This is a genomic window from Paenibacillus sp. FSL R5-0378, assembly GCF_038009285.1.
Lineage (GTDB): Bacteria > Bacillota > Bacilli > Paenibacillales > Paenibacillaceae > Paenibacillus_AQ > Paenibacillus_AQ favisporus.
The window spans coordinates 2,477,548-2,500,305 of sequence record NZ_JBBPAY010000001.1; the positions used below are offsets into that span (position 1 = coordinate 2,477,548).

General features: G+C 56.5%; 25 protein-coding genes and 2 riboswitches. Of the genes, 16 read left to right on the top strand and 9 right to left on the bottom strand.

What is annotated here, in order from left to right:
- Positions 1-17: 17 nt before the first annotated feature.
- The 3 genes from MKY74_RS11665 to MKY74_RS11675 all read right to left on the bottom strand — a co-directional run bounded on the left by MKY74_RS11665 (position 18) and on the right by MKY74_RS11675 (position 2,279).
- A complete protein-coding gene (locus tag MKY74_RS11665) occupies positions 18-1,010 on the bottom strand; it encodes a helix-turn-helix transcriptional regulator (protein WP_076170327.1) in 993 nt (330 codons plus the stop codon).
- Positions 1,011-1,080: 70 nt separating this feature from the next.
- Complete coding sequence (locus tag MKY74_RS11670) at positions 1,081-1,581, bottom strand: DinB family protein (RefSeq protein ID WP_309545764.1); 501 nt, start codon at positions 1,579-1,581, stop codon at positions 1,081-1,083.
- 125 nt (positions 1,582-1,706) lie between these two features.
- Complete coding sequence (locus tag MKY74_RS11675) at positions 1,707-2,279, bottom strand: TetR/AcrR family transcriptional regulator (protein ID WP_076170325.1); 573 nt, start codon at positions 2,277-2,279, stop codon at positions 1,707-1,709.
- 158 nt (positions 2,280-2,437) lie between these two features.
- Here MKY74_RS11675 and MKY74_RS11680 point away from each other — a divergent pair, with 158 nt between their 5' ends.
- Entirely contained in the window at positions 2,438-3,403 is a 966-nt protein-coding gene (locus MKY74_RS11680; protein WP_084203891.1) for an NADP-dependent oxidoreductase, read from the top strand.
- 8 nt (positions 3,404-3,411) lie between these two features.
- Here the strand turns inward: MKY74_RS11680 and MKY74_RS11685 are convergent, their stop codons facing one another.
- A complete protein-coding gene (locus MKY74_RS11685; protein WP_208629319.1) occupies positions 3,412-4,872 on the bottom strand; it encodes an MFS transporter in 1,461 nt (486 codons plus the stop codon).
- Positions 4,873-4,961: 89 nt separating this feature from the next.
- Here MKY74_RS11685 and MKY74_RS11690 point away from each other — a divergent pair, with 89 nt between their 5' ends.
- Positions 4,962-5,288: an ArsR/SmtB family transcription factor gene (locus MKY74_RS11690; RefSeq protein ID WP_076170324.1), complete on the top strand. Its 327-nt coding sequence runs from the start codon at positions 4,962-4,964 to the stop codon at positions 5,286-5,288.
- Positions 5,289-5,414: 126 nt separating this feature from the next.
- Here MKY74_RS11690 and MKY74_RS11695 read toward each other — a convergent pair whose 3' ends face one another.
- Both MKY74_RS11695 and MKY74_RS11700 read right to left on the bottom strand, forming a co-directional pair.
- Complete coding sequence (locus MKY74_RS11695; RefSeq protein ID WP_076170757.1) at positions 5,415-6,776, bottom strand: sensor histidine kinase; 1,362 nt, start codon at positions 6,774-6,776, stop codon at positions 5,415-5,417.
- Positions 6,766-7,455: a response regulator gene (locus tag MKY74_RS11700; RefSeq protein ID WP_076170323.1), complete on the bottom strand. Its 690-nt coding sequence runs from the start codon at positions 7,453-7,455 to the stop codon at positions 6,766-6,768. The genes MKY74_RS11695 and MKY74_RS11700 overlap by 11 nt, the downstream gene beginning before the upstream one ends.
- 360 nt (positions 7,456-7,815) lie before the next feature.
- Between MKY74_RS11700 and MKY74_RS11705 the strand changes: the two genes are divergently transcribed.
- The 11 genes from MKY74_RS11705 (at position 7,816) to MKY74_RS11755 (ending at position 16,890) form a co-directional block, all read left to right on the top strand.
- Positions 7,816-8,034, top strand: a complete 219-nt coding sequence (locus MKY74_RS11705; protein WP_076170322.1) for a DUF5957 family protein — start codon at positions 7,816-7,818, stop codon at positions 8,032-8,034.
- Complete coding sequence (locus tag MKY74_RS11710) at positions 8,021-8,419, top strand: DUF6220 domain-containing protein (RefSeq protein WP_076170321.1); 399 nt, start codon at positions 8,021-8,023, stop codon at positions 8,417-8,419. Before MKY74_RS11705 ends, MKY74_RS11710 begins: the two co-directional genes overlap by 14 nt.
- 101 nt (positions 8,420-8,520) lie before the next feature.
- Complete coding sequence (locus MKY74_RS11715; protein ID WP_076170320.1) at positions 8,521-9,423, top strand: LysR family transcriptional regulator; 903 nt, start codon at positions 8,521-8,523, stop codon at positions 9,421-9,423.
- Positions 9,424-9,598: 175 nt separating this feature from the next.
- Positions 9,599-10,393, top strand: coding sequence for a DUF2935 domain-containing protein (locus MKY74_RS11720; protein WP_076170319.1), 795 nt, complete (start codon positions 9,599-9,601; stop codon positions 10,391-10,393).
- Between the two features lie 233 nt (positions 10,394-10,626).
- Complete coding sequence (locus MKY74_RS11725; RefSeq protein WP_076170318.1) at positions 10,627-11,739, top strand: Gfo/Idh/MocA family protein; 1,113 nt, start codon at positions 10,627-10,629, stop codon at positions 11,737-11,739.
- Between the two features lie 55 nt (positions 11,740-11,794).
- On the top strand, positions 11,795-12,547 hold the full coding sequence (locus tag MKY74_RS11730; protein ID WP_076170317.1) for a sugar phosphate isomerase/epimerase family protein: 753 nt from the start codon (positions 11,795-11,797) through the stop codon (positions 12,545-12,547).
- A 91-nt stretch (positions 12,548-12,638) separates the two neighbouring features.
- Complete coding sequence (locus MKY74_RS11735; protein ID WP_076170316.1) at positions 12,639-13,574, top strand: AraC family transcriptional regulator; 936 nt, start codon at positions 12,639-12,641, stop codon at positions 13,572-13,574.
- 33 nt (positions 13,575-13,607) lie between these two features.
- Positions 13,608-13,805, top strand: a complete 198-nt coding sequence (locus MKY74_RS11740) for a hypothetical protein (protein ID WP_208629312.1) — start codon at positions 13,608-13,610, stop codon at positions 13,803-13,805.
- A complete protein-coding gene (locus tag MKY74_RS11745) occupies positions 13,733-14,659 on the top strand; it encodes a Gfo/Idh/MocA family oxidoreductase (protein ID WP_208629310.1) in 927 nt (308 codons plus the stop codon). Before MKY74_RS11740 ends, MKY74_RS11745 begins: the two co-directional genes overlap by 73 nt.
- A 27-nt stretch (positions 14,660-14,686) precedes the next feature.
- Positions 14,687-15,511, top strand: a complete 825-nt coding sequence (locus MKY74_RS11750; RefSeq protein WP_076170315.1) for a sugar phosphate isomerase/epimerase family protein — start codon at positions 14,687-14,689, stop codon at positions 15,509-15,511.
- Positions 15,511-16,890: an MATE family efflux transporter gene (locus MKY74_RS11755; RefSeq protein ID WP_076170314.1), complete on the top strand. Its 1,380-nt coding sequence runs from the start codon at positions 15,511-15,513 to the stop codon at positions 16,888-16,890. The genes MKY74_RS11750 and MKY74_RS11755 overlap by 1 nt, the downstream gene beginning before the upstream one ends.
- Positions 16,891-16,930: 40 nt before the next feature.
- On the opposite strand, the gene MKY74_RS11760 is transcribed toward MKY74_RS11755, so the two are convergent.
- Positions 16,931-17,560: a hypothetical protein gene (locus MKY74_RS11760; RefSeq protein ID WP_076170313.1), complete on the bottom strand. Its 630-nt coding sequence runs from the start codon at positions 17,558-17,560 to the stop codon at positions 16,931-16,933.
- A gap of 483 nt (positions 17,561-18,043) precedes the next feature.
- Positions 18,044-18,231, top strand: a riboswitch (cyclic di-AMP (ydaO/yuaA leader).
- An 87-nt stretch (positions 18,232-18,318) separates the two neighbouring features.
- A riboswitch (cyclic di-AMP (ydaO/yuaA leader) is annotated at positions 18,319-18,483 on the top strand.
- Between the two features lie 183 nt (positions 18,484-18,666).
- Between MKY74_RS11760 and MKY74_RS11765 the strand changes: the two genes are divergently transcribed.
- Positions 18,667-19,482 (top strand): alpha/beta fold hydrolase, encoded by an 816-nt coding sequence (locus MKY74_RS11765; RefSeq protein ID WP_167372872.1) that lies wholly within the window; start codon positions 18,667-18,669, stop codon positions 19,480-19,482.
- 161 nt (positions 19,483-19,643) lie between these two features.
- On the opposite strand, the gene MKY74_RS11770 is transcribed toward MKY74_RS11765, so the two are convergent.
- Positions 19,644-20,483 carry an SDR family NAD(P)-dependent oxidoreductase gene (locus MKY74_RS11770; RefSeq protein ID WP_076170311.1) on the bottom strand — a complete coding sequence of 280 codons (840 nt, stop codon included), beginning with the start codon at positions 20,481-20,483 and terminating at the stop codon, positions 19,644-19,646.
- 284 nt (positions 20,484-20,767) lie between these two features.
- Here MKY74_RS11770 and csaA point away from each other — a divergent pair, with 284 nt between their 5' ends.
- Together csaA and MKY74_RS11780 are read left to right on the top strand one after the other, a co-directional pair.
- Positions 20,768-21,097, top strand: a complete 330-nt coding sequence (gene csaA / locus MKY74_RS11775; RefSeq protein ID WP_076170310.1) for a chaperone CsaA — start codon at positions 20,768-20,770, stop codon at positions 21,095-21,097.
- A 30-nt stretch (positions 21,098-21,127) separates the two neighbouring features.
- On the top strand, positions 21,128-21,640 hold the full coding sequence (locus MKY74_RS11780; protein WP_076170309.1) for a DinB family protein: 513 nt from the start codon (positions 21,128-21,130) through the stop codon (positions 21,638-21,640).
- Positions 21,641-21,698: 58 nt separating this feature from the next.
- On the opposite strand, the gene MKY74_RS11785 is transcribed toward MKY74_RS11780, so the two are convergent.
- The gene (locus MKY74_RS11785) at positions 21,699-22,577 is read right to left on the bottom strand and encodes a LysR family transcriptional regulator (RefSeq protein ID WP_076170308.1); all 879 of its coding nucleotides are present in this window, start codon (positions 22,575-22,577) and stop codon (positions 21,699-21,701) included.
- Between the last annotated feature and the right edge of the window lie 181 nt (positions 22,578-22,758).

The following is a 22,758-nucleotide window of genomic DNA, read 5'->3' on the forward strand; positions in this document are numbered from 1 at the left end:
GCAGGAGGATGGTGAGGTTACTCTGAAGGCAATCCTGACAGCATCGATCCGTAGTGTTCCGCGATTCCCCGGCTGACTTCGGCCATACGCAGCACCAGGGATTCCGGCTCGGCGATGGTCAGCGCTTTTCCGTAGGGAAGAAGAAAGTAGGGGACGTATGAATGCAGGGAGGTGGAATCAAGCCTGTATACCGCTTCCCCGGGGCTTCGCTCAATCAGTGCATGTCCGAGCAGCCAGTGCTGCTTCAGTTCATTCAGGACATGATCGTGAGCCTGAATCCGGACCGTGACCAGGGAAGGGTCGCCAGCCGGGTCCGGCAGCAGCTGTTCCAGCAGAACGTCCTTGGCCGAAAAGTTCTCGGGGCGCTCAAAACGCCGATCCGTCACGTCCAGGCTCACAATCCGGTCAACCCGGAAGTTCCGCAGGTCCTTGCGGAGATGGCAGTATCCGGTGGTGTACCATTGCCCTTTCCAATGGATGATGCTGTAAGGATCGAACTCACGTACCGACCCGGTTCCGGGATCTCCTTTGGAGCCGCCGTACACCATCCGGAGGGTCTGCCTTTGTCCAGCGGCTTCCTCAAGGCATTGCAGCCGCCCTTTTTGCTCCGGATCGATGGGCGGTTGAAGGACGGACAGCCCGCTGCTGTGGCGTTCAATTTGCGTGAGCTGCTTCTCGTTCGTATACCGTTTCAGTTTGTCCACGGCCCTGCCCAAGGCATCGGTGTGAGGATACCCAGCCTCCTGGGCAAACACCGAAGCATGGACGAGGGCTTTCTGCTCCTCCGCATCGAACATGAGCGGCGAGTCGGCAAAGGTCCCAAGGATTTGGAATCCGCCGTTTGGGCCGGAATCGGCAATGATCGGGACGCCGCTTGCGCAGAGCGAATCAATGCACCGGTACACGGTGCGGACATGGATCTCCAGCTCGTCGGCAAGCTGCTGTGCCGTCATTTTTTTGCCGGACCGGAGCATCCAGAGGATCGAGAGCATGTTATCAGCTTTGGACATCGGAGAAATCCTTTCGTAAAAGAGAGTTACCCGGGATACGATCCCGGGTATCAGCTCCATTGTAACGCGTCTAGGCGAGCGGTTCCATTCCTTGTTCCACCCATGAATCGTAAGTCGGACCGTACAAATCCGGCAGCTTCAATCCGGCCTGCCGCATCAGGACGGTCATCTGTCCGCGGTGATGGGCTTGGTGCATGAGGGTAAAGCGCAGCGAACCTCCGTTGTTCCACTCCTGGCCGGCGATGGTTTGCGTCTCCAGAAGCTTGGCGTCCGTCCACTGCGTCTCGACCGCTTGGAGAATGGCCCGGCTGACCCGCTCGTACTGGCCGGCAAGCGCAGCGGCCGATTTTTTTACTGCGTCACTGTTATCGGGTGCATCAAACGCCAGCCCGAGCGATGTCATATAATGAACGGATTCCACGAGATGCCATGCAAGCCCGCCCAGGGTCCGGTGCTTGTCCGTTATGGCCTGCCCGAGCGATTCATCGGTCAGTGCGTTCATGATCTTCTGGGTCATTTCCGCTTCGTTGGTCCATTCCGCTGCAAAATCTTTAATGCTTGTAAACATCATGCATTCCTCCATTTTTTTGAAGTTTTGTTCGGTTTATTAGCAGTATACACAAAAATCACTGACAGTCTCGGTCAGTGATTTTTTGGAATGCTGCTGTATTTATTTATTTTTAATGTGGGCAACCGCTAAGCCGTTCCTCGAAGGATCAACTGGACAATATAACTGGCCGTTTCTTCTGGTGGGCACGCAGCTGTTCCTCTGCTCCATTCGAGGGCGGCGCCGTAAAGGGTCCAACTGGCCGCAAGGGCTACGGTATCCAATGGAACGTTCCAGCCGAAATCCTCCGGTTTGAGCCGCTGCAGCCAGGCCGTGAGCAGTGATTTGATTTCCTGCTGCATCGTTCGTTCAAAGACAGGATTGATCGTTTCCACCGGACTGCAGCGACCGTGAAGGGACCGGAAATGCTCAAGGAGGTTCACGGCCAGCATCTGAAGATGATCGCTGTTCCATCCGGCATCCGGGGGCAGATGCTGCTGCAGGCGGGTATGGAGCTTATCACGGATCGATTGTTCCAGCAGGGCGTATTTGTCCGGATAATGCGAATAAAAGGTGCCCCTGTTGACATCCGCACGTTCGGCAATATTTCCAACCGTCATGGCGGTAAAGCCCTTTTCTTTCATCAGCTCTGCGAACGACTGCTTCAGCAGATTCTCCGAGCGCCTGCTTCGCCGGTCTTGCGGAACGCCTCTGTTTTCCATGCATGTGCCGCCTCCTTTATACCTATGTAATATTCAACAATGAGGCTCAGATGTCGGATAACAGTCAAACGCGGACGATTGACGATTTTCTCCGGCCCGTGTTTTCCCTATTGTAGGGGGTGGCAGGAAAAGAATCAATCCATGGAGGTAAGGTGAACATGCCTGGTTATCAGCGAAAAGAAACCATGAAAGCGATCCGGTATCACCGGCACGGAGGGCCGGAAGTGCTGCAGTATGAAGATGTTCCGGTTCCGTTAGTAAACGAGCGCGAAGTGTTGGTCCGCGTGCATGCGGCATCGATCAATCCGGGAGATTGGCAGATCCGCTCGGGGATGGCGGGAGACCGTTTTCCGCTGCCGTATATTCCCGGGTGGGATATTTCAGGCACCGTCGAAGAGGTCGGAGCGGGCGTCACGTCTCTGCGGGTCGGTGACGAGGTTTTTGGCATGACGGCGAACAGCGGCGCGTGTGCGGAATATGCGGCTCTGCCTGCAGCGCAGCTTGCACGAAAGCCCCGCAGCATCAGCCATGAAGCGGCGGCCGCCCTTCCGCAGTCGGCCTGTACGGCCTGGAACGCGCTGTTTGTTCAAGGTGGCCTGAAGGCCGGCCAAAGGGTGCTGATCAACGGTGCATCCGGCGGCGTCGGCCACTTCGCCGTGCAGCTCGCCAAATTGAAGGGAGCCGAGGTGATCGGCGTAGCTTCCGGCAGGAATGAAGCATTTTTGCGTGAGCTTGGGGCTGATCAATTTGCCGATTATTCGTCCGGTTCATGGACGCAGGCCGTTGATCCGGTCCAGCTTGCGGTCGATACGGTCGGTGGAACCGAAGGAAACCGGCTTTTGGAGGTGATCACGCCTGGGGGATCGCTGGTTCCGGTCACGTGGGGGAATTATGACACCGATCAGGCGGCCGCCGGGCAGATTGACGTTCACGAAGTTGCGATCCTGCCGGTCACGACAGCGGATTTGGAACGGATATCCCGCTTAGTGGAGGAAGGGCAGCTTCGAGCGGTCATCGACCGGATGTTTCCTTTAAAAGAGACCGCCCTGGCTCATGAGCTCAGCGAAAGCCGGCGAGCCAGGGGGAAGATGATTATTCGTGTAAGCAGCACGGCGGATCGATAAAAACTTCCTTATTTTTTTCGCGGAAGGAACAAGGCTGCGACCCCCCCGATGATCATCCCGGCGGCAGCCAGATACATGGCCGTGCGGACGCCTGCTGCCTGCGCGACCAGAAGCGAGCCGCCGCTTTGACCGGCGATACCGGAATTGGCGATGAAGATCAGGAAGGCCATGCCGATGGCGTTGCCGATATTCAGCGTCGTCGAGGCCATACCCGAGGCCACGCCCTGCTCCGATGGAGCCACACCCGCGGAAGCGGCGATCCACATGCCGGTCCATACGACGCCCTGGCCTAGGCCGGAAATGATCAATCCGGGCACGATAAGCAGATAGCCGGAGTCGGCATACGCCCCCAGCGGGATGAGGGCGGTGCCAACGATGCCGATCATGCTGCCGGTCAGAATCGTGCTGCGCATGCCGTAGCGAGTGGCAAGCTTTTCGCCCCATTGGGTTCCAAGGGCAATAGAAAGCGATGGCACGATAAAGGCAAGGCCGGTTTGGAGGGCATTGAATTGATGCACGTTCTGGAACAGTACCGTGAGAAAGTAGGGGATGGCTCCAAAGGTACCCATGTAAAGAAAGGTTATGATCATGCCCGTGACCAGGCTCCGTCTCCGGAGAAGACGCGGCGGCATCAGCGGATTGGAGGTTCGGTTTTCGATCCAGGCAAAAGTGAGAAATAACAACAGGGACAGAAGGGCGCATATCAGAATACCGGGGGAGCCCCATCCTGCCTCAGGCCCCTGAACGAGGCAATACACGAGTAAAGTTGCAGCGCCAGTAAAGCTTAGTGCCCCAGGCAGATCAAAGCTGCTCCTTCCGGATTGGACGGAGTCCCGCGGAATGGCAGCGAGTGCGGCCAGAGCTGCACCGCCGGCAAACAATACGTTGACGAAGAAGACGGCTTCCCATCCAATGGCGTTCGTCAGCACGCCGCCGAGGAGAGAGCCCAAGGTCAATCCGCTGGCTCCCGCTCCGCCCCAGACTGCGAGGGCCCGGTTGCGCTTAGGTCCTTCTTCATACAGCCGGTTGATAAGGGATAGGGTCGCCGGAAAAAGAAAAGCGGCTCCGATACCTTGCAGCGCTCTGGCCAGGATGATGACCAGCGGACTCCATGCCAGCCCTCCAAGCAAGGAGGCCAGCGCGAACAGGAGCAGCGCGGAGATGAACATCCTTTTTTGCCCGAGCTGGTCTGCGGCACGTCCGCCAAGAAGGAGGAAGCCGCCGCAGAAAATCGTATAGGCGCTGACGACCCACTGAAGGGATTGTTCCGAAAAGCCAAGTGCACGGCCCACTTCGGGGAGCGCAACAAACACGATATTAATATCAAGGGAGTAGATCAGCTGGGCGAAAGCGAGGATGGCCAGGCTCCAGCCCAAGGCTTTCTTTGACATCGCCGGTGTGGCGGCAGAATGGGCAGCGGTAATGACCTCGCCCCTTGGACTTGCTGACAACGGGTCTCGTGATGACACGCGAAAAGCACCTCATTTCAAAATGTTTTGAAATGATTATATTTCAACAAAAATTGAAATGTCAATACAGAGGGTGTATAATATGATCTATGAGATCCCATTACGAAACCGAGATGGCCAAAGCGGCCAAAGCACTCAGCGATCCGATCCGGATGAAAATTTTGACGATGATTAAAATGGGCAGGCAGCCGGATTACCAGTCTCCTGTCTGTACGTTTGAGCCTGCGGCCGTATGCCCTGCGGACCTGCAGCTTAAGCTGGGAGACGTATCGCCGTCCAAGCTGTCCTACCATTTGAAGGAGCTTAAGGATGAGGGGTATATCAAGGAATGCAGGGAGGGAAAACGGCATTATTATTCGCTGCAGCCGGAACGGCTGAAGCAGTTCACGAAAGATTTAAGCTGGCTGTATGAATAGGAAAGCGGAGCGGGGGTTTGGAGACAGATCAGCTGATGCCATCCCTTTATCCGTAAGCACAAACACCCCCCGACAATGTCGGGGGGTGTTTCGATTTGATGCAAGACAGAGAGCAGTCAGCTGCGTTCAGGCCTGCTCCTCCCGGCTGTATGGCAGCCGGACCCGGAACGTGGTCCCCTCGCCTGGTGAGCTCTCAGCTTCGATGGTGCCTTGATGCGCCGCGACGAACTCCTTGGCGATGGCGAGCCCAAGCCCCATTCCGCCGCTGTGCCGGGAGCGGGAAGCATCGGCCCGGTAGAAGCGGTCGAAGAGGTTCGGGAGATGCTCGGGGGCGATGCCGGTGCCGGTGTCCTTCACCGCGATCTCCAGCCATGGCCGTCCGTGTGCATCCTGGACCTCAGACAGGATCACTTGGATCGAACCGCCATGCGGCGTATGCCGGACGGCATTGGTCAGCAGGTTGAGAAAGACCTGGGTTATCCGGCCGGAGTCGACCGGGATCATCGTGGAGCCGGCTTGGCTCACCAGCGTCATGGCAATGCCGGCATCCTGTGCGCGGGGCAGAAGCCGCTCGAGCGTCTGCTCCAGCAGGGCACGGACGTCCGTCCGGCTGAACTCAAACGACAGCTTGCCTGCCTCGGCCAATGAGAGCTGATGCAGATCGTCCACGAGCCGGGTGAGCCGGATCAGTTCATCCTGCAGCGGAAGCAGCTGCTCGGGTTCGATCGCTTCGCCTTGCTGCTGCAGCATATCCATCTTTCCCCTCATGATGGAGAGGGGAGTTCGCAGCTCATGCGCGACGTCGGCCACGAGATTGCGCCTCGCATCCTCGGCCCGGCCCAGCTGCAGGGACATCCGGTTGAAGGCGGAAGCGACCTCGCCGTACTCATCTTTAGTCGTGACCGGAACCTGCACCCCATGCCGGCCTTCCTTAATCTGCTCAATCGCAGAAACCAGCCGGCGAAGCGGGGAAGTAAGACGGCGGGAGATCCAATAGGCAGCCAGCAGGGCATCAACAATGAACACCACGGCGCTGACGATCAGCAGAAAGCCGACGCCGTGTGAAATGCCAAGCTTCACCTTGGAGATCACGCTGATCTCCGGGTCGTAGTATCGAAAAGACCCGACGTCCCGTCCATTCGTCTCGATGCGGTATTCTACCCCGAGCCCCCTGATCATGGGCTCGGCCACGCTGCCGAAGATGGCCAGCTTCCTGTCGTGGACGTCGTACAAGATCAGGCCGCTGTCTTGAACTTCTTCCAGTAAGTCGCCGGGAGCCAGCTTCTCAACACCGTTCCAGGAACCGCCGTGCCGATCATAATATTCGGTGAGCGTACGCGACAGGGCACTGATTTGCTCTTGGTCGGAGGACGGTGTCAGCTCGCCCAGCAGCCCGCGCACGACTGCATTTGTGATCAGCATAAACGTCAGGCTCATGACCACGATAAAGGCGGCCATGGCCCAAAACAGTTTCCGGCTAACGTTCACGGCGGTCACCGAACCGGTATCCGAATCCGTACACGGTGTTAATAAACACCGGGTTGGACGGATCGTCCTCGATCTTTTTGCGGATCCGGCTGATATGGGCGTCCGCGGTCCGCTCGTCGTTCAGCAGGTCGTCATCGACCGCAGCCAGCAGCTGCAGGCGGCTGTATACAATGCCCGGCCGCGAAGCCAGGGTGGCGAGCATTTTGAATTCGGTCGGGGTCAGCAGAACTTCCTCCCCGCGTTTCCACACCCGGCACTGCGCCTCGGATATCGTTAAATCTCCCCGCACGATCCGGTCGTCCGGAGTCTCGTCCCCATGGATTCTCCGGAGAACCGAGCGTATTCGCGCGACCAGCTCCCGGAGGGAGAAGGGCTTCGTCAAATAATCGTCGGCGCCGACCTCCAGCCCGATGATTTTATCCGTTTCCTCCACTCTGGCGGTCAGCATGATGATTCCCAGCTTCGGCAGCTTCCGCAGCTCCCGGCACACGTCAATGCCGCTCATTCCCGGCATCATCCAGTCGAGGACGACCAGGGACGGCTTCCGTTCGCCGGCGATCCGGAGCGCTTCCCGCCCGGATAAAGCCGTGATCGTCTCGTATCCCTCCTGCTGGAGAAACGGCTCCATAAAGGCCAGCACTTCCTTTTCATCATCGACAAGCAGCAGAGTATGCGTCATGTGTTCATTCTCCTTTTTCTCGAGAGCCTCGGGCCGTTGCAGCCTTTCCGGCTTTTATCCCCCTCATTATATACCGGTTCCCGCGGATGCGGGGACAATTCACCAAAGCCGTAAGGAACCGCAACAAGTTCGCAACATTCCTGAAGGAAAACCCCGGACAACCCCGCATGGACCAGGGAAAAAGCCGCGAAAAATCGGATGCATTTTCATCGCAACAACAAGAGAACTTCACAGGTTCACAACAAGTCGCTGCTACAATAAACTCCAGGCGGCAAAACACGGGGTGCGCCGCAGACCATCGCAATCTACTGCTTCATTGCAGTCTATGCAATGGAATGCAGTTCAACGGGAGGGAAGTCTATGCTGAAGCAGCACCATGTGATCAAAGTACTGCTGGCTGCCGTCGGCGGCGCTGCCTGCGGCATCTTTCTGTCAACCATTATTGCCGCTCTCGGTTATCTGATCCATGACCGGCCGGCCGGGACACCTTATCTTCCGCTGATCATGGCTGCGTTGTTTGCGGGGATCGCCGCGTTGACGTCCGATTATAAGGGAGGAAAACCACATGACAAGCATTGATCTTAATCCATCTAAAGATAAAATTTCAGGGGGCAGACGGATTTCCCGGGGCATCTTTATGGGGCTGTCCTGGATATTGGTCGCCTGCATCACGGTTCAGGTGTACATCGCAGGGTCGGCTGTGTTCCAGAATCCGGTGAACTGGCGGCTCCACGAAAACTTTGTTCATTTCTTTGGGTTTGCCCCGCTTCTGATGATCATTTTTGCTATTACGGGAAAATGCTTTAAAGGCAGCGCGTGGCTCAGTTTGGCCATGTTTGTTCTGATCGACTTGCAGTACATGACGGCGCATGTGCCTGCGCTGGGCGCCATGCATCCGGTGATGGCCCTCGTGCTTATCCTGCTGTCGCTGTACACCGCACTGCGAAGCACACGGCGGCAGTAATGGGGAATTTATGCCCGAACAGTTGTGGAGGGGACCGGTGCCCGGGTATACTTTGAAATAAATGAAGATCATATCGTTGTTTCAAAGAGAGGGCTGTAGCATTGACCTTACAACAGTTAAAATACGTCATCGAAGTCGCCAACCGCGGGTCCATGAATGAAGCGGCCAAACGGCTGTTTATTTCGCAGCCAAGCCTGTCGAATGCGATCAAGGATCTGGAGGAAGAGCTGAACATTACGATTTTTGAACGGACGAACAAAGGGATTACCCTGTCCAAGGAAGGCGCCGAATTTCTCGGCTATGCCCGGCAGGTGACCGAGCAGGCGGAGCTGCTGGAGAGCCGCTATATGAACGCCAAGCCGTCGCCGCAGCATTTTTCCGTATCGACCCAGCACTATGCGTTTGCCGTCAATGCGTTCGTGCATTTGGTCAACGAGTATGGGCAGGACGAATACGAACTGGCGCTGAGGGAAACGAAGACCCATGAAATCATCCAGGATGTCAAAAGCCAGCGGAGCGAAATCGGCATTCTGTACCTCAATGAATTCAACAGCAAGGTCATCAACCGGCTGCTGAAAGACGCCAATTTGAAATTCACGAGCCTGTTTACGGCCCGGCCTCATATTTTTATCAGCATCCATAACCCGCTCGCCAAGCAGTCCATCGTGACGATCGACCAGCTGCAGGATTATCCCTACCTGTCGTTTGAGCAGGGGGAGTACAACTCCTTTCACTTCTCCGAGGAAATTTTGAGCACACTGACGCATCCGAAAAGCATCCGGGTCAACGACCGTGCCACGCTGTTCAACCTGCTGATCGGACTGAACGGTTATACGATCTCAACCGGTGTTCTCAGCGCCGACCTGAACGGGAACGAGATTATTCCTGTGCCGCTCGACTGCGACGAGACGATCAATGTCGGCTGGATCTGCCATCAGAATGCGGCGCTGTCCAAGCTGGCGCTGGAGTATATCGAAGCGCTGCATCAGGCGATCTCCGATTGATCCGTAATTTTGAAAAATTAGGGTGAAACGCCGGGACGTAGTCTCGAGGTATGATTTCCAGCCACGCTTGCCGCTTTATGCGGCGGGGGTGGTTTTTTGTAACGCATAAGTTGGGTGCTCCATCTCATATATTGTCCAGTGACGGATGGTTATCGATGGGAGGGATACGCCTGCAATGAATGAAGAGGCGCTCTTTGAGCACAGGTTTTGGCTGCAGATTTTGGGGGATCATGCCCGTTTTATCTACAATGCTCTGGCGTCGAAGGAAGTCAAGGACGTACAGACGGCGGCTTCGTTCGTCCAATGGTTCGACCGGCTGCTGGGACAGGCGCGCTCGTTTCCTGAGGGACAGCCGCTGAAGGAGCTGAACGAACAGGCGAATCAGGCGGTACATGAACTGCGGGCGTTTAAGCTGGATCTTCTCGACCGGGTGCTGCAGCGCAAGGTGGTCATCGGGTTGTCGCCAACGTTTATCAATCATATGGTGAACGAGCTGGAGGAATATGAGCGCATTCTCGCTGAGCTGTTAAAGGGAAACCCGGTTCCCCGCTATCACCCGCTGCATCACGATCTGCTGTGGCTGCCTGACGCGGCTTTTCACTCGGCATCAATCGCTTCGGATCTCGACGGGGTGGAGCGGAGGCTGATCCAGAGGAGCAAGGAATTTGAGCAGCATTTCAACGAATTTTATTTGAAGGCGCTTGAGCTTGTCGGATACTTGCGTACGCTGCGGACGACCTATCCGGCGGTGAAAAAGTTCCACAGCGACGTAGATCTGGAAATGTCGGCGTTTATGAACTTTCTGCTGGAGATCGAGGAGCTGGACATCAGCGCCGAGCTGCTGAGCAGGCTGAACAGGCTGGTGCCGGACCATATGTTCCGGGAAGAATGCTATTATTTGCAGAAGCTGTCCCAATTCGGTGAGGTGCCGCGTCCTGATTGCGACCCGGCAAAGCCGAGGGTGGAGTAACGCCCCAAGGGATTGATCATAAAACCGCTTTAGAATGCCTCTTTGCTCTTCGGGTATGCCCCGGGTGCCGGGAGGTTTTTTACTCCTGAACACAAACCGGCTGGCTGCGGACAGGGATGGATAATATCAAATAAATCCAGTTTATTTGCGTTGCAGTCCATTGAGTTCGACCGGGCGATGCGTGATAATGAGGGCACAAGATCACTACCAAACGAAGAGAGGTTGATGTATTCGTGCGTAAAGTCAAGGTTGGCGTCATCGGTACCGGCATGATCAGCACCGTATATCTGAAAAATTTGACCGGCATGCTCGACCATATCGTCGAGGTCAAAGCCGTAGCGGATATGGTTCCGGAGCTCGCGCAGAAAAAAGCGGACGAGTTCGGCGTTCCGAACGTGTACACCGTGGAGGAGCTGCTGGCCGATCCGGAAATTGAAATCGTTCTCAATTTGACCGCCCCCGCCGCGCATGCCCCGCTGAACCTGCGGGCACTTGAGGCCGGGAAGCATGTGTATACGGAGAAACCGTTTGCCCTCAACCGCGAGGATGCCGATGAGGTTCTGGCTCTGGCCGAGTCCAAAAACCTGCTTGTCGGCTGCGCGCCGGACACCTTCCTCGGCGCCGGCATTCAGACCTGCGTCAAGCTGATCAATGACGGATGGATCGGCACGCCTTACGGTGCAAGCGCTACGATTATCATGGGGAACGCCGCGGGCGGCATGCATCCGAACTTCCGCAACTTCCTGAAGCTGGGCGGCGATCCGATCATGGATATGGGGCCTTACTATTTGACGGCGCTGATCGCGCTGCTCGGACCTGTACAGAGGGTAACGGGATCCGCCCGCCAGCTGCAGCAGGAGGTCGTCGTGGCCAATCCGAAATCGCCGGCATTCGGCCAGACGGTGCCGGTGGAAGCGCCGACGAACGTATCGGCGGTGCTGGACTTCCACAGCGGCGCGGTGGCAACCCTTCAGGCGGCCAAAGAGGCGTTCGGCTATTCGCCGCGGCTGGAAGTGTACGGCACGGAAGGCATCCTGTACGTTCCGGATCCGAACTTCTTCGGAGGCGCCGTATCCATCCAGTTCCCGAACGGGCAGACGAAAGAGATCCCGCATTCCCATCCGTATGCCGAGGAAGGACGCGGCATGGGCGTAGCCGACATGGCTTATGCGATCCAGTCGGGACGTCCGAACCGGGCAAGCGGCGAACTGGCGCGCCATGTGCTGGACATCTCGCTCGGCATCTTCGAAGCGTCTCAGCAGGAACGCCACATTCACCTGGAATCCACGGTGGAACGTCCGGCTCCGCTGCCGCTCGGCCTGAAATACAACATGCTGGATCTGTAACAATCACCGCACGGAATATCTATCTCATTTCAAACCAAGAGAGGATGCATAGATCATGACCCAATTTCCCGTCGCCGTACAGCCATATACGGTTCGCGAACAATTAAGTAAGGATTACATAGGCACGCTGGAGAAAATCGCCGCCATCGGCTATCAGGGCATCGAGCTCGGACGCCCGCCGGAAGGCATCACTGTGGCAGAGCAGAAGGCGCTGCTGGACCGGATTGGCCTCAAGGTCATCGGAACCCACGCCGGATTCGATACGTTTGATTTCAACCCGGACGACATCGCGGATTATCTCGAGGAGGTGGACGGCGGTAAATTCGTGGCGCTGTCGCTGCGTTTTGCGTCCCGGGACGAGGTGCTGGCCAAGGCCGCCAAGCTGAACGAAGCGGGCGAGAAGTTCCGCCGGCGCGGGGTTCAGCTGCTGTACCATAACCACGACTGGGAATTCGCCAAATTCGACGGCGAATACGCGCTCGATATTTTGCTCCGCGAAACCGATCCTTCCTTGGTTCAGATGGAGCTGGATACGTATTGGGTCAAGCGGGGCGGTGAAGATCCGGTGTCGTACCTCGCCAAGCTTCAGAACCGGTGCCCGCTGCTCCATATCAAAGACGTGGAAGCCGGCGAGGAGCAGTTTTTCGCCGAAATCGGGGAGGGGATTCTCGATTTCAAGGCCATCGCTCAAACGGCGCGGGAGGTAGGAGCCGGCTGGCTCGTCGTCGAACAGGATCAGAGCCGGCGAGATCCGCTGGAGAGCCTGGCGATCAGCTACCGCAATTTGCAGGGGCTCGGACTGATTTAATCATTTGTTTTCTTACGAACGAACATCGAATGGGCCTGAAAAGGAACCGAAGCTAAGACTCCACTTCGTGGGGATGAGGAAGGGAACTGCCATGAATATAACGGAAAGCCAATCCAGCCGGGCGGCCTCACATTTTGTGCACCTCCCGAGGATCCATATCGTCGGGGACATCGTCAAGAAGCCCGGCACCTCCCTCGGCCCGCGGCGGATTCACGATTACGAGCTGCTGTATTTTCCGGATGGGACGCGCAGCATCTACAGGGTGGAGGGAGAAGCATACGTCCTGCAGGAACCGAGCTTTATCGTGACCAGGCCGGGCGAATACCACGCCTATGAATACGATCCGCAGCAGCCGGCGCGCCATCTGTTCATTCATTTCGGATTTCCGGAAAATGGCGGGACGGAGGCGGCGCTTCCGCTCCTTGCGCCCGGCGGGCCGAGCTGTATTCCGCTGGACGAGGAGCTTCCGGTCGGTATGATGAAGCAAATCATGCATATTGCCCATGCCCACACGGACCGGATGCAGAGCCGCGGGAGCTCGCTTCTATGGTCGCTGCTGACGGAAATCAGCGGCCACCTCTACGACGAGCCGCTGACGACGCCGGCCAACCGGATTCCTCCCCAAATCGTCAAGGCGCTCGATTATATCGACAAGCATTTGGGGGAGGCCATTTCGGTGGAAATGCTGGCGAGGCGGATCGGCTGGTCGCATGAGCATTTCTCCAGGTCTTTTGTGCAGTATATGGGCCGCACGCCGCGCGATGCGATCATTCAACGGCGGATCGAGCGCGCCTGCCAGCTCCTGCTGTACGAGGAGCACAGCATCAAGGAGGTCGCCTTTGCGGTCGGATTCTCGGATGAAAATTACTTCAGCAGGGTGTTCAAAGCCGTGAAGGGACTCACCGCCAGCCAGTACCGCAAAAAGTATTACAATCCGATGTACCGGGATTTGGTTCCGGTCAAGGAGTCGGAATCGCTGTATCCGGTCAACCGGATTCTGTATAACATCGGGGCTGGCGAAGGTTAAACATTCGCCTGGCTATAGAGGAGAGTGATGCGAATGAAGGAGAAGGTGAGGACAGCGGTGGTCGGTTACGGATTCGCCGCCAGGACGTTTCACTGCCCGGTCATCACGGCCGTACCGGAGCTGGAGCTGGCGATGATCGTCCAGCGCAGCGGCCATTCGTGCTTGCAGGCTTACCCGTCCGGGCTGTACAGGACGTCCGGGAAGCCTATGAGGATCCGGGCATCGACTTGATCGTCATTACGACGCCGAGCACGGCGCACTACTCGTTTGTCAAGGACGCCCTGCTGGCCGGCAAGCATGTCGTCGTGGAGAAGCCGTTCACGGCGACGACGGAGGAAGCGGACGAACTGATCGCGCTGGCCCAAAGTAAAGGGCTGGTGCTCAGCGTATTCCATAACCGCCGGTGGGACGGCGATTACCTTACGCTGCAGGAGGTTGTCCGCCGCGGTCTGGTCGGCCGGATTACCGAAGCGGAATTCCGCTGGGACCGGTTCAGCCCGAATGCTGATCCGAGCCGCTGGCGGGATGCGGGGGCCGAAGGGTCCGGGACGTTCTATGACCTGGGCGTCCACCTGATCGACCAGGCGCTGACGCTGTTCGGGCTTCCGGACAGCGTGCAGGCGGAGGTGCGGACGCAGCGGGAGCGGACGCTGGCCCCGGACTATTTTGACGTATCGCTGGGGTATCCGGATGGGCTGAAGGTGTCGGTAAAATCGACCCTGCTGGCCCGGGATCCGGCTCCGAGATACCGGTTGTACGGGACGGAGGGTTCGTTTGTCAAGTATGGAGAAGATCCTCAGGAAAATCTGCTGAAGGCCGGCAGGCTGCCGGGATCGCCCGGATGGGGCGAAGAGCCGCAGGAGATGTGGGGAAGCCTCGTGGCCAGCCGGGACGGCCTGCAGTTTACGGGGCGTCTGAAGACGATTCCGGGATGTTACGACGCCTATTACCGCAACGTGGCTGAGGCTATCCATGGGGTGTCAGAGCTTAACGTAAAGCCCGAGCAGGCCCGGATGGCGATCCGTGTCATCGAGCTGGGCATGCAGAGCCATGCTGAGCAGAGAAGGGTGCCATTTACCCCTTAACTACTTACGGAAAGAAGGAGATCAAGCTTGTTTCCTTTTAAATTGTCATTGAATACATCTACACTCCTGCCTTACGGACTCGGCGTCAAAGAGCAGGTCCGCGTGGCGGCGGAAGCAGGCTATGAGGGCATCGAGCTGTGGGTACGGGACATTGAAGCTTACCTTGCAGAGGGCGGCGAGCTGCAGGAGCTTAGACGGTATATCGAAGATCATGGACTGAAGGTGGCGAACGCCATCGCCTTCTGGGCTTGGGCCGACCGTGATCCTGAAGCGAGACAGCGCGGTTTCGAACAAGCGGAGAAGGAAATGGAGATGCTGGCGGAGCTGGGCTGTCTCGCGGCGGCGGCGCCCCCCTTCGGACAGGTTGACCACGTCACGCTGGACGAATTTGCCGCTTCCTTTGCCAAGCTGGCCGAGTCGGCCCGCCGGATCGGCATAGAGCCCTATCTTGAATTCTGGGGAAAAGCGGCCCGGCTGAACTGCCTAAAGGATGCGATTTACGTAGCTCAAGCCAGCGGGGTGGCGGACGCCAAAATTCTTATCGATCCGTTCCACATGTACACCGGCGGCAGCGAGCTTCGGGACCTTGAAGGCTTGGCTGGGAACCAGATCGGCATCGTCCATGTGAACGATTATCCGGCGGCGCCGTCCCGCTCCGAGATCCAGGATGCCCACCGGGTATTTCCGGGAGACGGCATCGCTCCGTCCGGAGCGCTCGCCAGAACGCTGGCGGATGCGGGATATGAGGGCTACCTGTCGCTGGAGCTGTTTATGGACAGCTACGGCGGGTTGACCGCCCTGGAGACCGCGAAGCTTGGCATCGCCAAGATCCGGGAGGCTTACAGCCTGTAATGTCCAGATCCATCGCGGGAGACAACCCCGTTAGCAAGCTGTCGCTGCTTGCGATTACGTGGCCGATTTTTGTGGAATCGGCCCTTCAAATGTTTCTCAGGACATCGGACACGTTCATGCTGAGCAAGGTGTCCGACGGCGCGGTTGCGGCGGTCGGTGTCGCGAACCAGATCATCATGTTTGCGGTGCTGATGTTCAATTTCGTGGCGCTCGGCTCCGCGGTGGTCATCTCGCAGTATTTGGGTGCCCGCAGGCAGCATGAAATCGGCCGGCTTGCCGGGTCCTCGCTGGCGCTGAACTTCCTGTTCGGCCTGGTCGTGAGCGTCATCGTCATGATGCTCAGCGGGCCGCTGCTGCGGATTTTCGACCTCGATCCTTCCCTGTTCGGGCAGGCGGAGAAGTATTTGCTCATCGCCGGGGGGGCCCTGGTCATTCAGGCGCTGCTGACCGCCGTCACGGCCATGATCCAGTCTCACGGATTAACCCGGCAGACGATGGTCGTCACGATCGGCATGAACGTACTGAATATTTTCGGGAATTACCTGTTTATTTACGGCCCCGGAGGCTTTCCGAAGCTGGGCGTCGTCGGGGTGGCGATATCCACCGCCTTTGCCCAGTGCGTCGGTCTGGCCGTCAATCTGGTGCTGCTACGCAAGGCGGCGGGCGTCTACATCCGCTGGAACGACCTGTTCGTGTGGAGCCGTGAGCATATCGGGAAGGTGCTTCGCGTCGGCGTGCCGTCCTCGGCCGTGTCCTTGTCGTACTCCGCCAACCAGTTTGTGACCACGGCCTTTATTTCGTCGCTTGGGGCCAGCGTGCTGGCAACGAAAATTTACACGCAGAACATCATGTTCTTCGTCATGATTCTGGCCGTCTCGCTGGGCCGGGGCGGGCAGATCATCGTCGGGCAGCTGGTCGGCGCGGGCCAGAGGGAAGAGGCCTACAAGCAGGTGATCCGGAATCTGATCCGCAGCGAGCTGATTACGCTGGCGGCCGTCGCCGTGCTGACGCTGTTCCGGCACCCGCTGATGAAGCTGTTCACGACCGACCCGGACATTATCGCGATGGGAGCGGCCTTGCTGCTGCTGAGCTTTCTGCTGGAGCCGGGGCGCAACTTCAACGTCATCCTGGAACGGTCGCTGCAGGCCGCCGGCGACGCCCGGTCCGCCATGATCGTGTCCATCACGGTGACCTGGCTCTTCAGTGTGCCGCTGACGTACCTGCTCGGCATTTATTGGGGATACGGCCTGTACGGCATCTGGGCGGCTTTTATCGCCGACGAATGGCTGCGGGGCATCCTGCTCTGGGTCCGCTGGAGGAGCAAGGCCTGGCAGCGAAAAGCGCTGGTGCAGCTTCGCAGCGAGGAGCAGGCGCTATAGCCGCCCGCGCAGGCAGCACAAAAGAACCGCCACTCGGGGATTATCCGGGGTGGCGGTTCTTTGTGCCAGCGCCGAACAGGGACAGATATGCCGAGGAGCGGCGGATCAAGGCGCGGGTATCCGTCGGGAACTCCGGGCCGAGCAGCGGGAGGCGGTTGACGGGAGCTTTCGCCTGGATTTCCGTATCAAGGTCAGCCGTCAGGCCGGAGATCGCAAGCGACGTTCCTCCCCGGATGCGCAGCGATGCTGCGGCTCCTTCGGCGTAAGCCGTACGGTTCAGCTTGAGAAGGCCGACATCAAGGGATCTTCCCATCTGTTCGGCTGTTGTGCGCGCGGTATGCTGCTCCAGGCGTGACCTGACATCAAGCAGCGCCATCAGCGCGAGCGGGTACTGATTGTGGCCCGGCTGCTTCAGAATGTTCATGGCCGTCGCGGTGATGGCCTCTTCCAGCGTCAGGCCGCAAATATAGCGCAGGCGGCAGCCCCACCGTACCAGATCGAAGGCTTGCTTGCCTGAGCACAGCAGGCCCTCGGCAAGCCCTTCCTCGCCGGAGTAAGGCAGCTTTAAAATGCCGATCCGGCAGTTTTCCAGCCAGCCCAGGCTGTGGTGCTGGTATCTTGGAAGAACGATTTCAAACAGTTCGATGGTGGGAATCAAAGCCCGGTTCATCGTGACATCCTCCTTGACTGTGATTTCATGGATACTCCCTGCCGTCTTGTTCCGGATCGTCACGGCCAGTAGGGTTCCATACATGTGTCCGATTGGTAAACTATCCGCATCATACGTCCAAGGGATATCTTTGGCAAGAAGACGAGGCGGATTTTTCGGATCAAAACCAGCATCTTTCCAGCGCAAAGTCCAAAATTCCGGCAAAAAGCCGCTTTTTTTCAGCCTAGCGGCTTCAGCCCTATATCGGCATTATATTCCTATCCAATGGGCGGGTTCAGCCATTTGAATGGCTTCCCGCCTTCAGTTATCCAGCAAAGCTAAGGAAAGCGGTAGGAAAGGCCGTAAAACAATGATTCCTACGGATTAGGACCCGTTTTCCCATCAGATCCCCAAATAAAGCAGGGAATCGTATCGTTTCCCTGCTTTACAGTTCGCCGTCCCAGGCGTATATTCATTTCATCATCCAATAGAGTAAGATTTGCGACTTGATAAACGCTGAATTTTCCGATGAAAAGCGGGGGAACCAATCGCAGTCCTCGCCCCACGGAGCTTTATGCTGGGGCTTGCGGCTTGCAGGGGTGAATCGGAGGCAGGATAATGCCTGTTTCCGTAGGGCTACTCTCACGGCCCGAATCCGTCAGCTAACCTCGTAAGCGTAGTTGAGAGCGGAGGAAACTGTGATTTGACGCATCAACACAGGGTATCTGCTCTGTGTTTTTCTGTGCGCTCATTTTGAAGGATGAAGCGTGTACATGAAATATGTCTATTCGCTGAATTTCCGCCGGAGGGCGGAAAGCGGGGGAACCGGTCGTGTCTGCAGCATCCGCTGCGGCCATATGGGGTGAATCTCGAAAGTGATGAGTAGGGCTACTCTTGGGCCCGAATCCGTCAGCTAACCACGCAAGCGTGTTAAGAGAGGCAGCTGTTATTCATGCAGATGGCAAGGCTTATTCGGCCTTGGAGTTGGAAGCATGGAAGAGTGTCCTCTTTCCGTTGCTTCTTTTTTGTTGTTTAAACAAGGAGAAGCATCGATTCCCAAGCGGGCGGCGCCCGCGATTTTGCACAAACAGAGAAAACAGGTTATTTGGGAGAGAGGAGAACATGAAGTGCCTCAGATACAAGTAAACGGAACCACGTTATATTACGAAATTCACGGCAGCGGCACGCCCATCGTGTTCATTCACGGGCATTTGTCGTCCCATCATATGTTTGAGCCCCAGGTCGAATATTTCAGCAAGCGGGCGAAGGTAATCGTGCTGGACCTCCGGGGTTACGGCAATTCGGGGAAGCTTGACGTGGAGGTCGGGCACATTATGGAAACCCAATGCAGCGATCTGTGCGAGCTGCTCAATAAGCTGCATATTTCGCAGGCGACGCTTGTCGGCTGTTCCAGCGGAAGCGTGCTCGCCCAGACGTTTGCCGCCCTTCATCCGGACCGGGTCAGCGCCCTGGTGCTCGTAGACAGCTACTTCGCGGGATGCTTCGGGAAAAAGAACCATTTGCTGAATATTTGCGAGGCGTGCAGCTGGCTGTCTTATTATTTGCCTGCGGAGTTTTTCCTCCGGTCGCTGCGGGTGACGTATAACCGGTGGAGACCGGTCTACAGCATCCTGCGCAAGGAGCTGTACCACAAGCGGCCGACAGAGTCAATCAAGCAGCGCATGGAGCTGCTGCGTATGGAGATGCCCGCCAATTTGGCGCGGCTGCCGATGCCTGTACTGTGCGTCGCAGGCAGCCAAAGCGAGTGGTTCGTCAAGCAAATGCAGCGGGCGGCCACCCTGTTCCGGCATGTGCAGCTGGCGACGATCGAGGATGCGATGTACCCGACCCATTTGTGCCAGCCCCATGCATTCAACCGCATGCTGCTGAACTTTTTGATGGACCAGCATATTTACCGGACCCGGGAAGCCTATGGAGGATAGTCCGTGGTCATGGGATTTGCCTCCTGGAAAGAAAATCGCATCTTGAATCGCACTGGCCCTAACCAAACGATCTACTCGCTATATTAGCTAATCAGTTAACCGCCCGATAAGAAGGCGGTTAACTGAGCTCTAGCGAGTATTCGTTTTTTCAATGAGACTGATTATATTAAAAAGGGAGGGATGAACCGTCCATCAATATCGGTGAACCCGTATTCCTGGGCAAGATCACCAACCTGTAGTACCCGTCCGTTTTTCAGTTTCACCTCATCATCCCCAGCTAGGGCTGACACCGCTCGCCCTACGTAGTACGGCGACTCCGTGTGTTTCAGAGCCTCAACCTCTTTCCAATGAGCTTCATCTGTACCGAAGTTCCTTAATACCAGTTCTGTTCTCATCCAGCCAGGGGAGACCGCTACCACGGTTATTTCAGTGTTTTTGAGATCATGAGCTAATCCGAGCGCTGAGCGGTTAATGGTATTCTTGGCGAGGTCGTAATAGAAAGTTCCTAAATACTTATCCTGATCCTGAAATGTGGTATGTACGATCAATCCAGAATCAGCTTCCAGCATAAGCGGGATCGCATAATGGTTTGTCGCTATTTGTGGGCGTACTCCATTCTGAAACATAGCATCCCACATGTTCAGCGGATATTCCCAGAATGGTTTGGATTGTAAATTCACTTCCAAGTCATGCAGTCCCCAGACGTTATTCACTAGGATATGGAGCCGTCCTTGTTCCTGTCGGATTCTCTCGATCAAAGCCTGTGTATCCTCATCACGGGTATGATCGCAACGACATGCGTACGCCTCTCCTCCATGACTTCGAATCTCCTCCACAGTTTCATCGATACTGCCTGGAAAACCGTGTGTAGTCGTCCCTCGTAAACTTCTTCCGGATACATAAACTACTGCTCCGGCTTTCCCGAGCTCAACGGCAATCCCACGTCCTGCTCCCCGGCTTCCTCCGGTTACGAGAGCGATTTTCCCAGCGAGTCTCTTCAAGTCCATCTACTCCTTCGCAGTTATTTATTTCATCATACTATGGTAATACGTCATTAACTGTCGTAGTTTGAGGATGAACGATTGATTTTTGGAATCAATGAAAAGGCACACTTGAAAGTTAGGCATATGGCTAATTTGTTATTTGCGGCTATACCGATAAAATACGTTATGGGAATCTGGGCTGCGGTGTGCAGCCTTTTTTAGGTTGGTGAAAGTGCTTGTGCCATTGACAGGCAGGGATATAATGGAGAGATATCATCATGGCATAAGAAGGAGGAAAAGTTGTGGCAACCATCGAAGATTTGATGAAGCTGGACATTCGCATCGGAACGGTGGTCAAGGCGGAGCCTTTTCCCGAGGCGCGCAAGCCGGCGATCAAGCTGAGCATTGATTTCGGGGAGCTTGGAGTCAAGCGTTCTTCGGCCCAGATTACGAGAAGGTATACCCCCGAGCAGCTGGTCGGCCGCCAGGTGGCCGCCGTCGTTAATTTTCCCGTGCGGCGGATTGCCGGATATGAATCCGAGGTGCTCGTTCTCGGCGGAGTTCCGGAAGAGGGCGATGTGGTGCTGCTGGCCCCTGATGTGCCTGTCGGCAACGGCACGCCCATTGCTTGAACATTTTACAAAACGAAAGGATGGATACCGATGATTCTGCGCCCAACGAAGGAAGACTACAACGAAGGTTTCGCCAAGTATGTCTCTCTCGTACCTGAGGGGAACCTCGAGGAGATTCTGAACGGGTCTCTGAACCGGACGACCGCGTTTTATTCTGCACTGACGGAAGAAAAAGGGAATTACCGCTATGCGCCAGGCAAATGGAGCTTGAAAGAGGTGCTCGGCCATATTACGGATAATGAGCGCATCATGTGCTACAGGCTGCTCCGCATCGCGAGGGGGGACACCACGCCTTTGACCGGCTATGACGAGGAAGTGCTGATGGAAGGCGCAGCCTTCGACCGTTTCTCCATCGCCGAGCTTCTCGAGGATTTTGCCGCCGTTCGCCGCTCCACGCTGACGCTGCTGCGGAGCATTCCGGACGAGGCCTGGACCCGCAGAGGTATCGTGAACGGTTATGAATCCACCGCCGCCGCTTGGGCGTATATTCTGACCGGACATGAAATCCATCATTATAACGTGATCCAGGAAAGATACATATAACTTCCCAAGGGTCAAAATGGGGCCGATTGCCGGCCATGCTGCGCGCCTCGAGCTCGCACTATGATTTGAGGCGCTCCTCGGCAAGATGAATAAAAGCCTGCGCAGCATGGCCCAAATATTTATCCGCCCGGTAAATGATGCTCATTTCCCTGTAGGGCGGATCATCATGGATGGGGAGGAACCGCAGCTTCGGATCGCCGATGGCTTCGACGAGCGTAGGCGTCTGAACGGTAACCCCCATGTTTTCCCTGACAAAGCGGAAGAGCGAAGGGTTGGACGTCGTTTCCACGACGATGTCCAGGTTAAACCCGTGCTTCCGGCAGTATTGCTCGACGAGCTCCCTTCCCCAGAACCCCTTGGGATACATAATGATCGGCAGGCCGTTCAGTTCAGTCAGGGAGACCGACTTCCTGCCGGCCAGCTCGTGTTCGGCAGATACCACCACGCCGTACTCCTCCCGGGGCAGGGACCGGACCACCAGCCGGTTGTCGTAAAGCGGCTTGAGCGAGATGCCGATATCGATTTCCGTACTAAGGACGAGGTCCGCTACATCGACGGCCGAGACGATCTTGAGCCGGACGTTCGGATACCGGTTGCGGAAATCGATGAACATCGGGGTCAGGCGGAAATCGAGCTCGGAAGGCAGCACGCCGACGCCGAGCGTACCGCCCTGGTGATGGCGAAGTTCGCCGATCTCCAGCTTGGCGTTTTGCAAATTTTGAAAAATTCCCCTTGCCTGCTTAAGCAGGACCGAGCCCGCATCGGTCACCGCGATCCGTTTGCCGATCCGGTCAAACAGAGGCATACCGACCTCCTCCTCCAATGCCTTAATCTGCAGGCTTAAATTCGGCTGGGAGATGCCGAGCTTATCTGCGGCCCTCGTAAAATGCAGCTCCTCGCAAACGGCCACGAAATACTCCAGTTGTCTCAGTTCCATGTTAATTCCTCCTGTTCATGAACAATAGAACGCGGCGCACCGAAGTAGAAGTAAATTCTAGAATGTGTGAAAACACGGTTTTATCATTTGTATAACAAATTATTATTATAATTTCAATATAATTGATAAATGATTGCTCTCCCATTAAGATGTGATCAAATCGATCTGAGGGAGAGAGAAA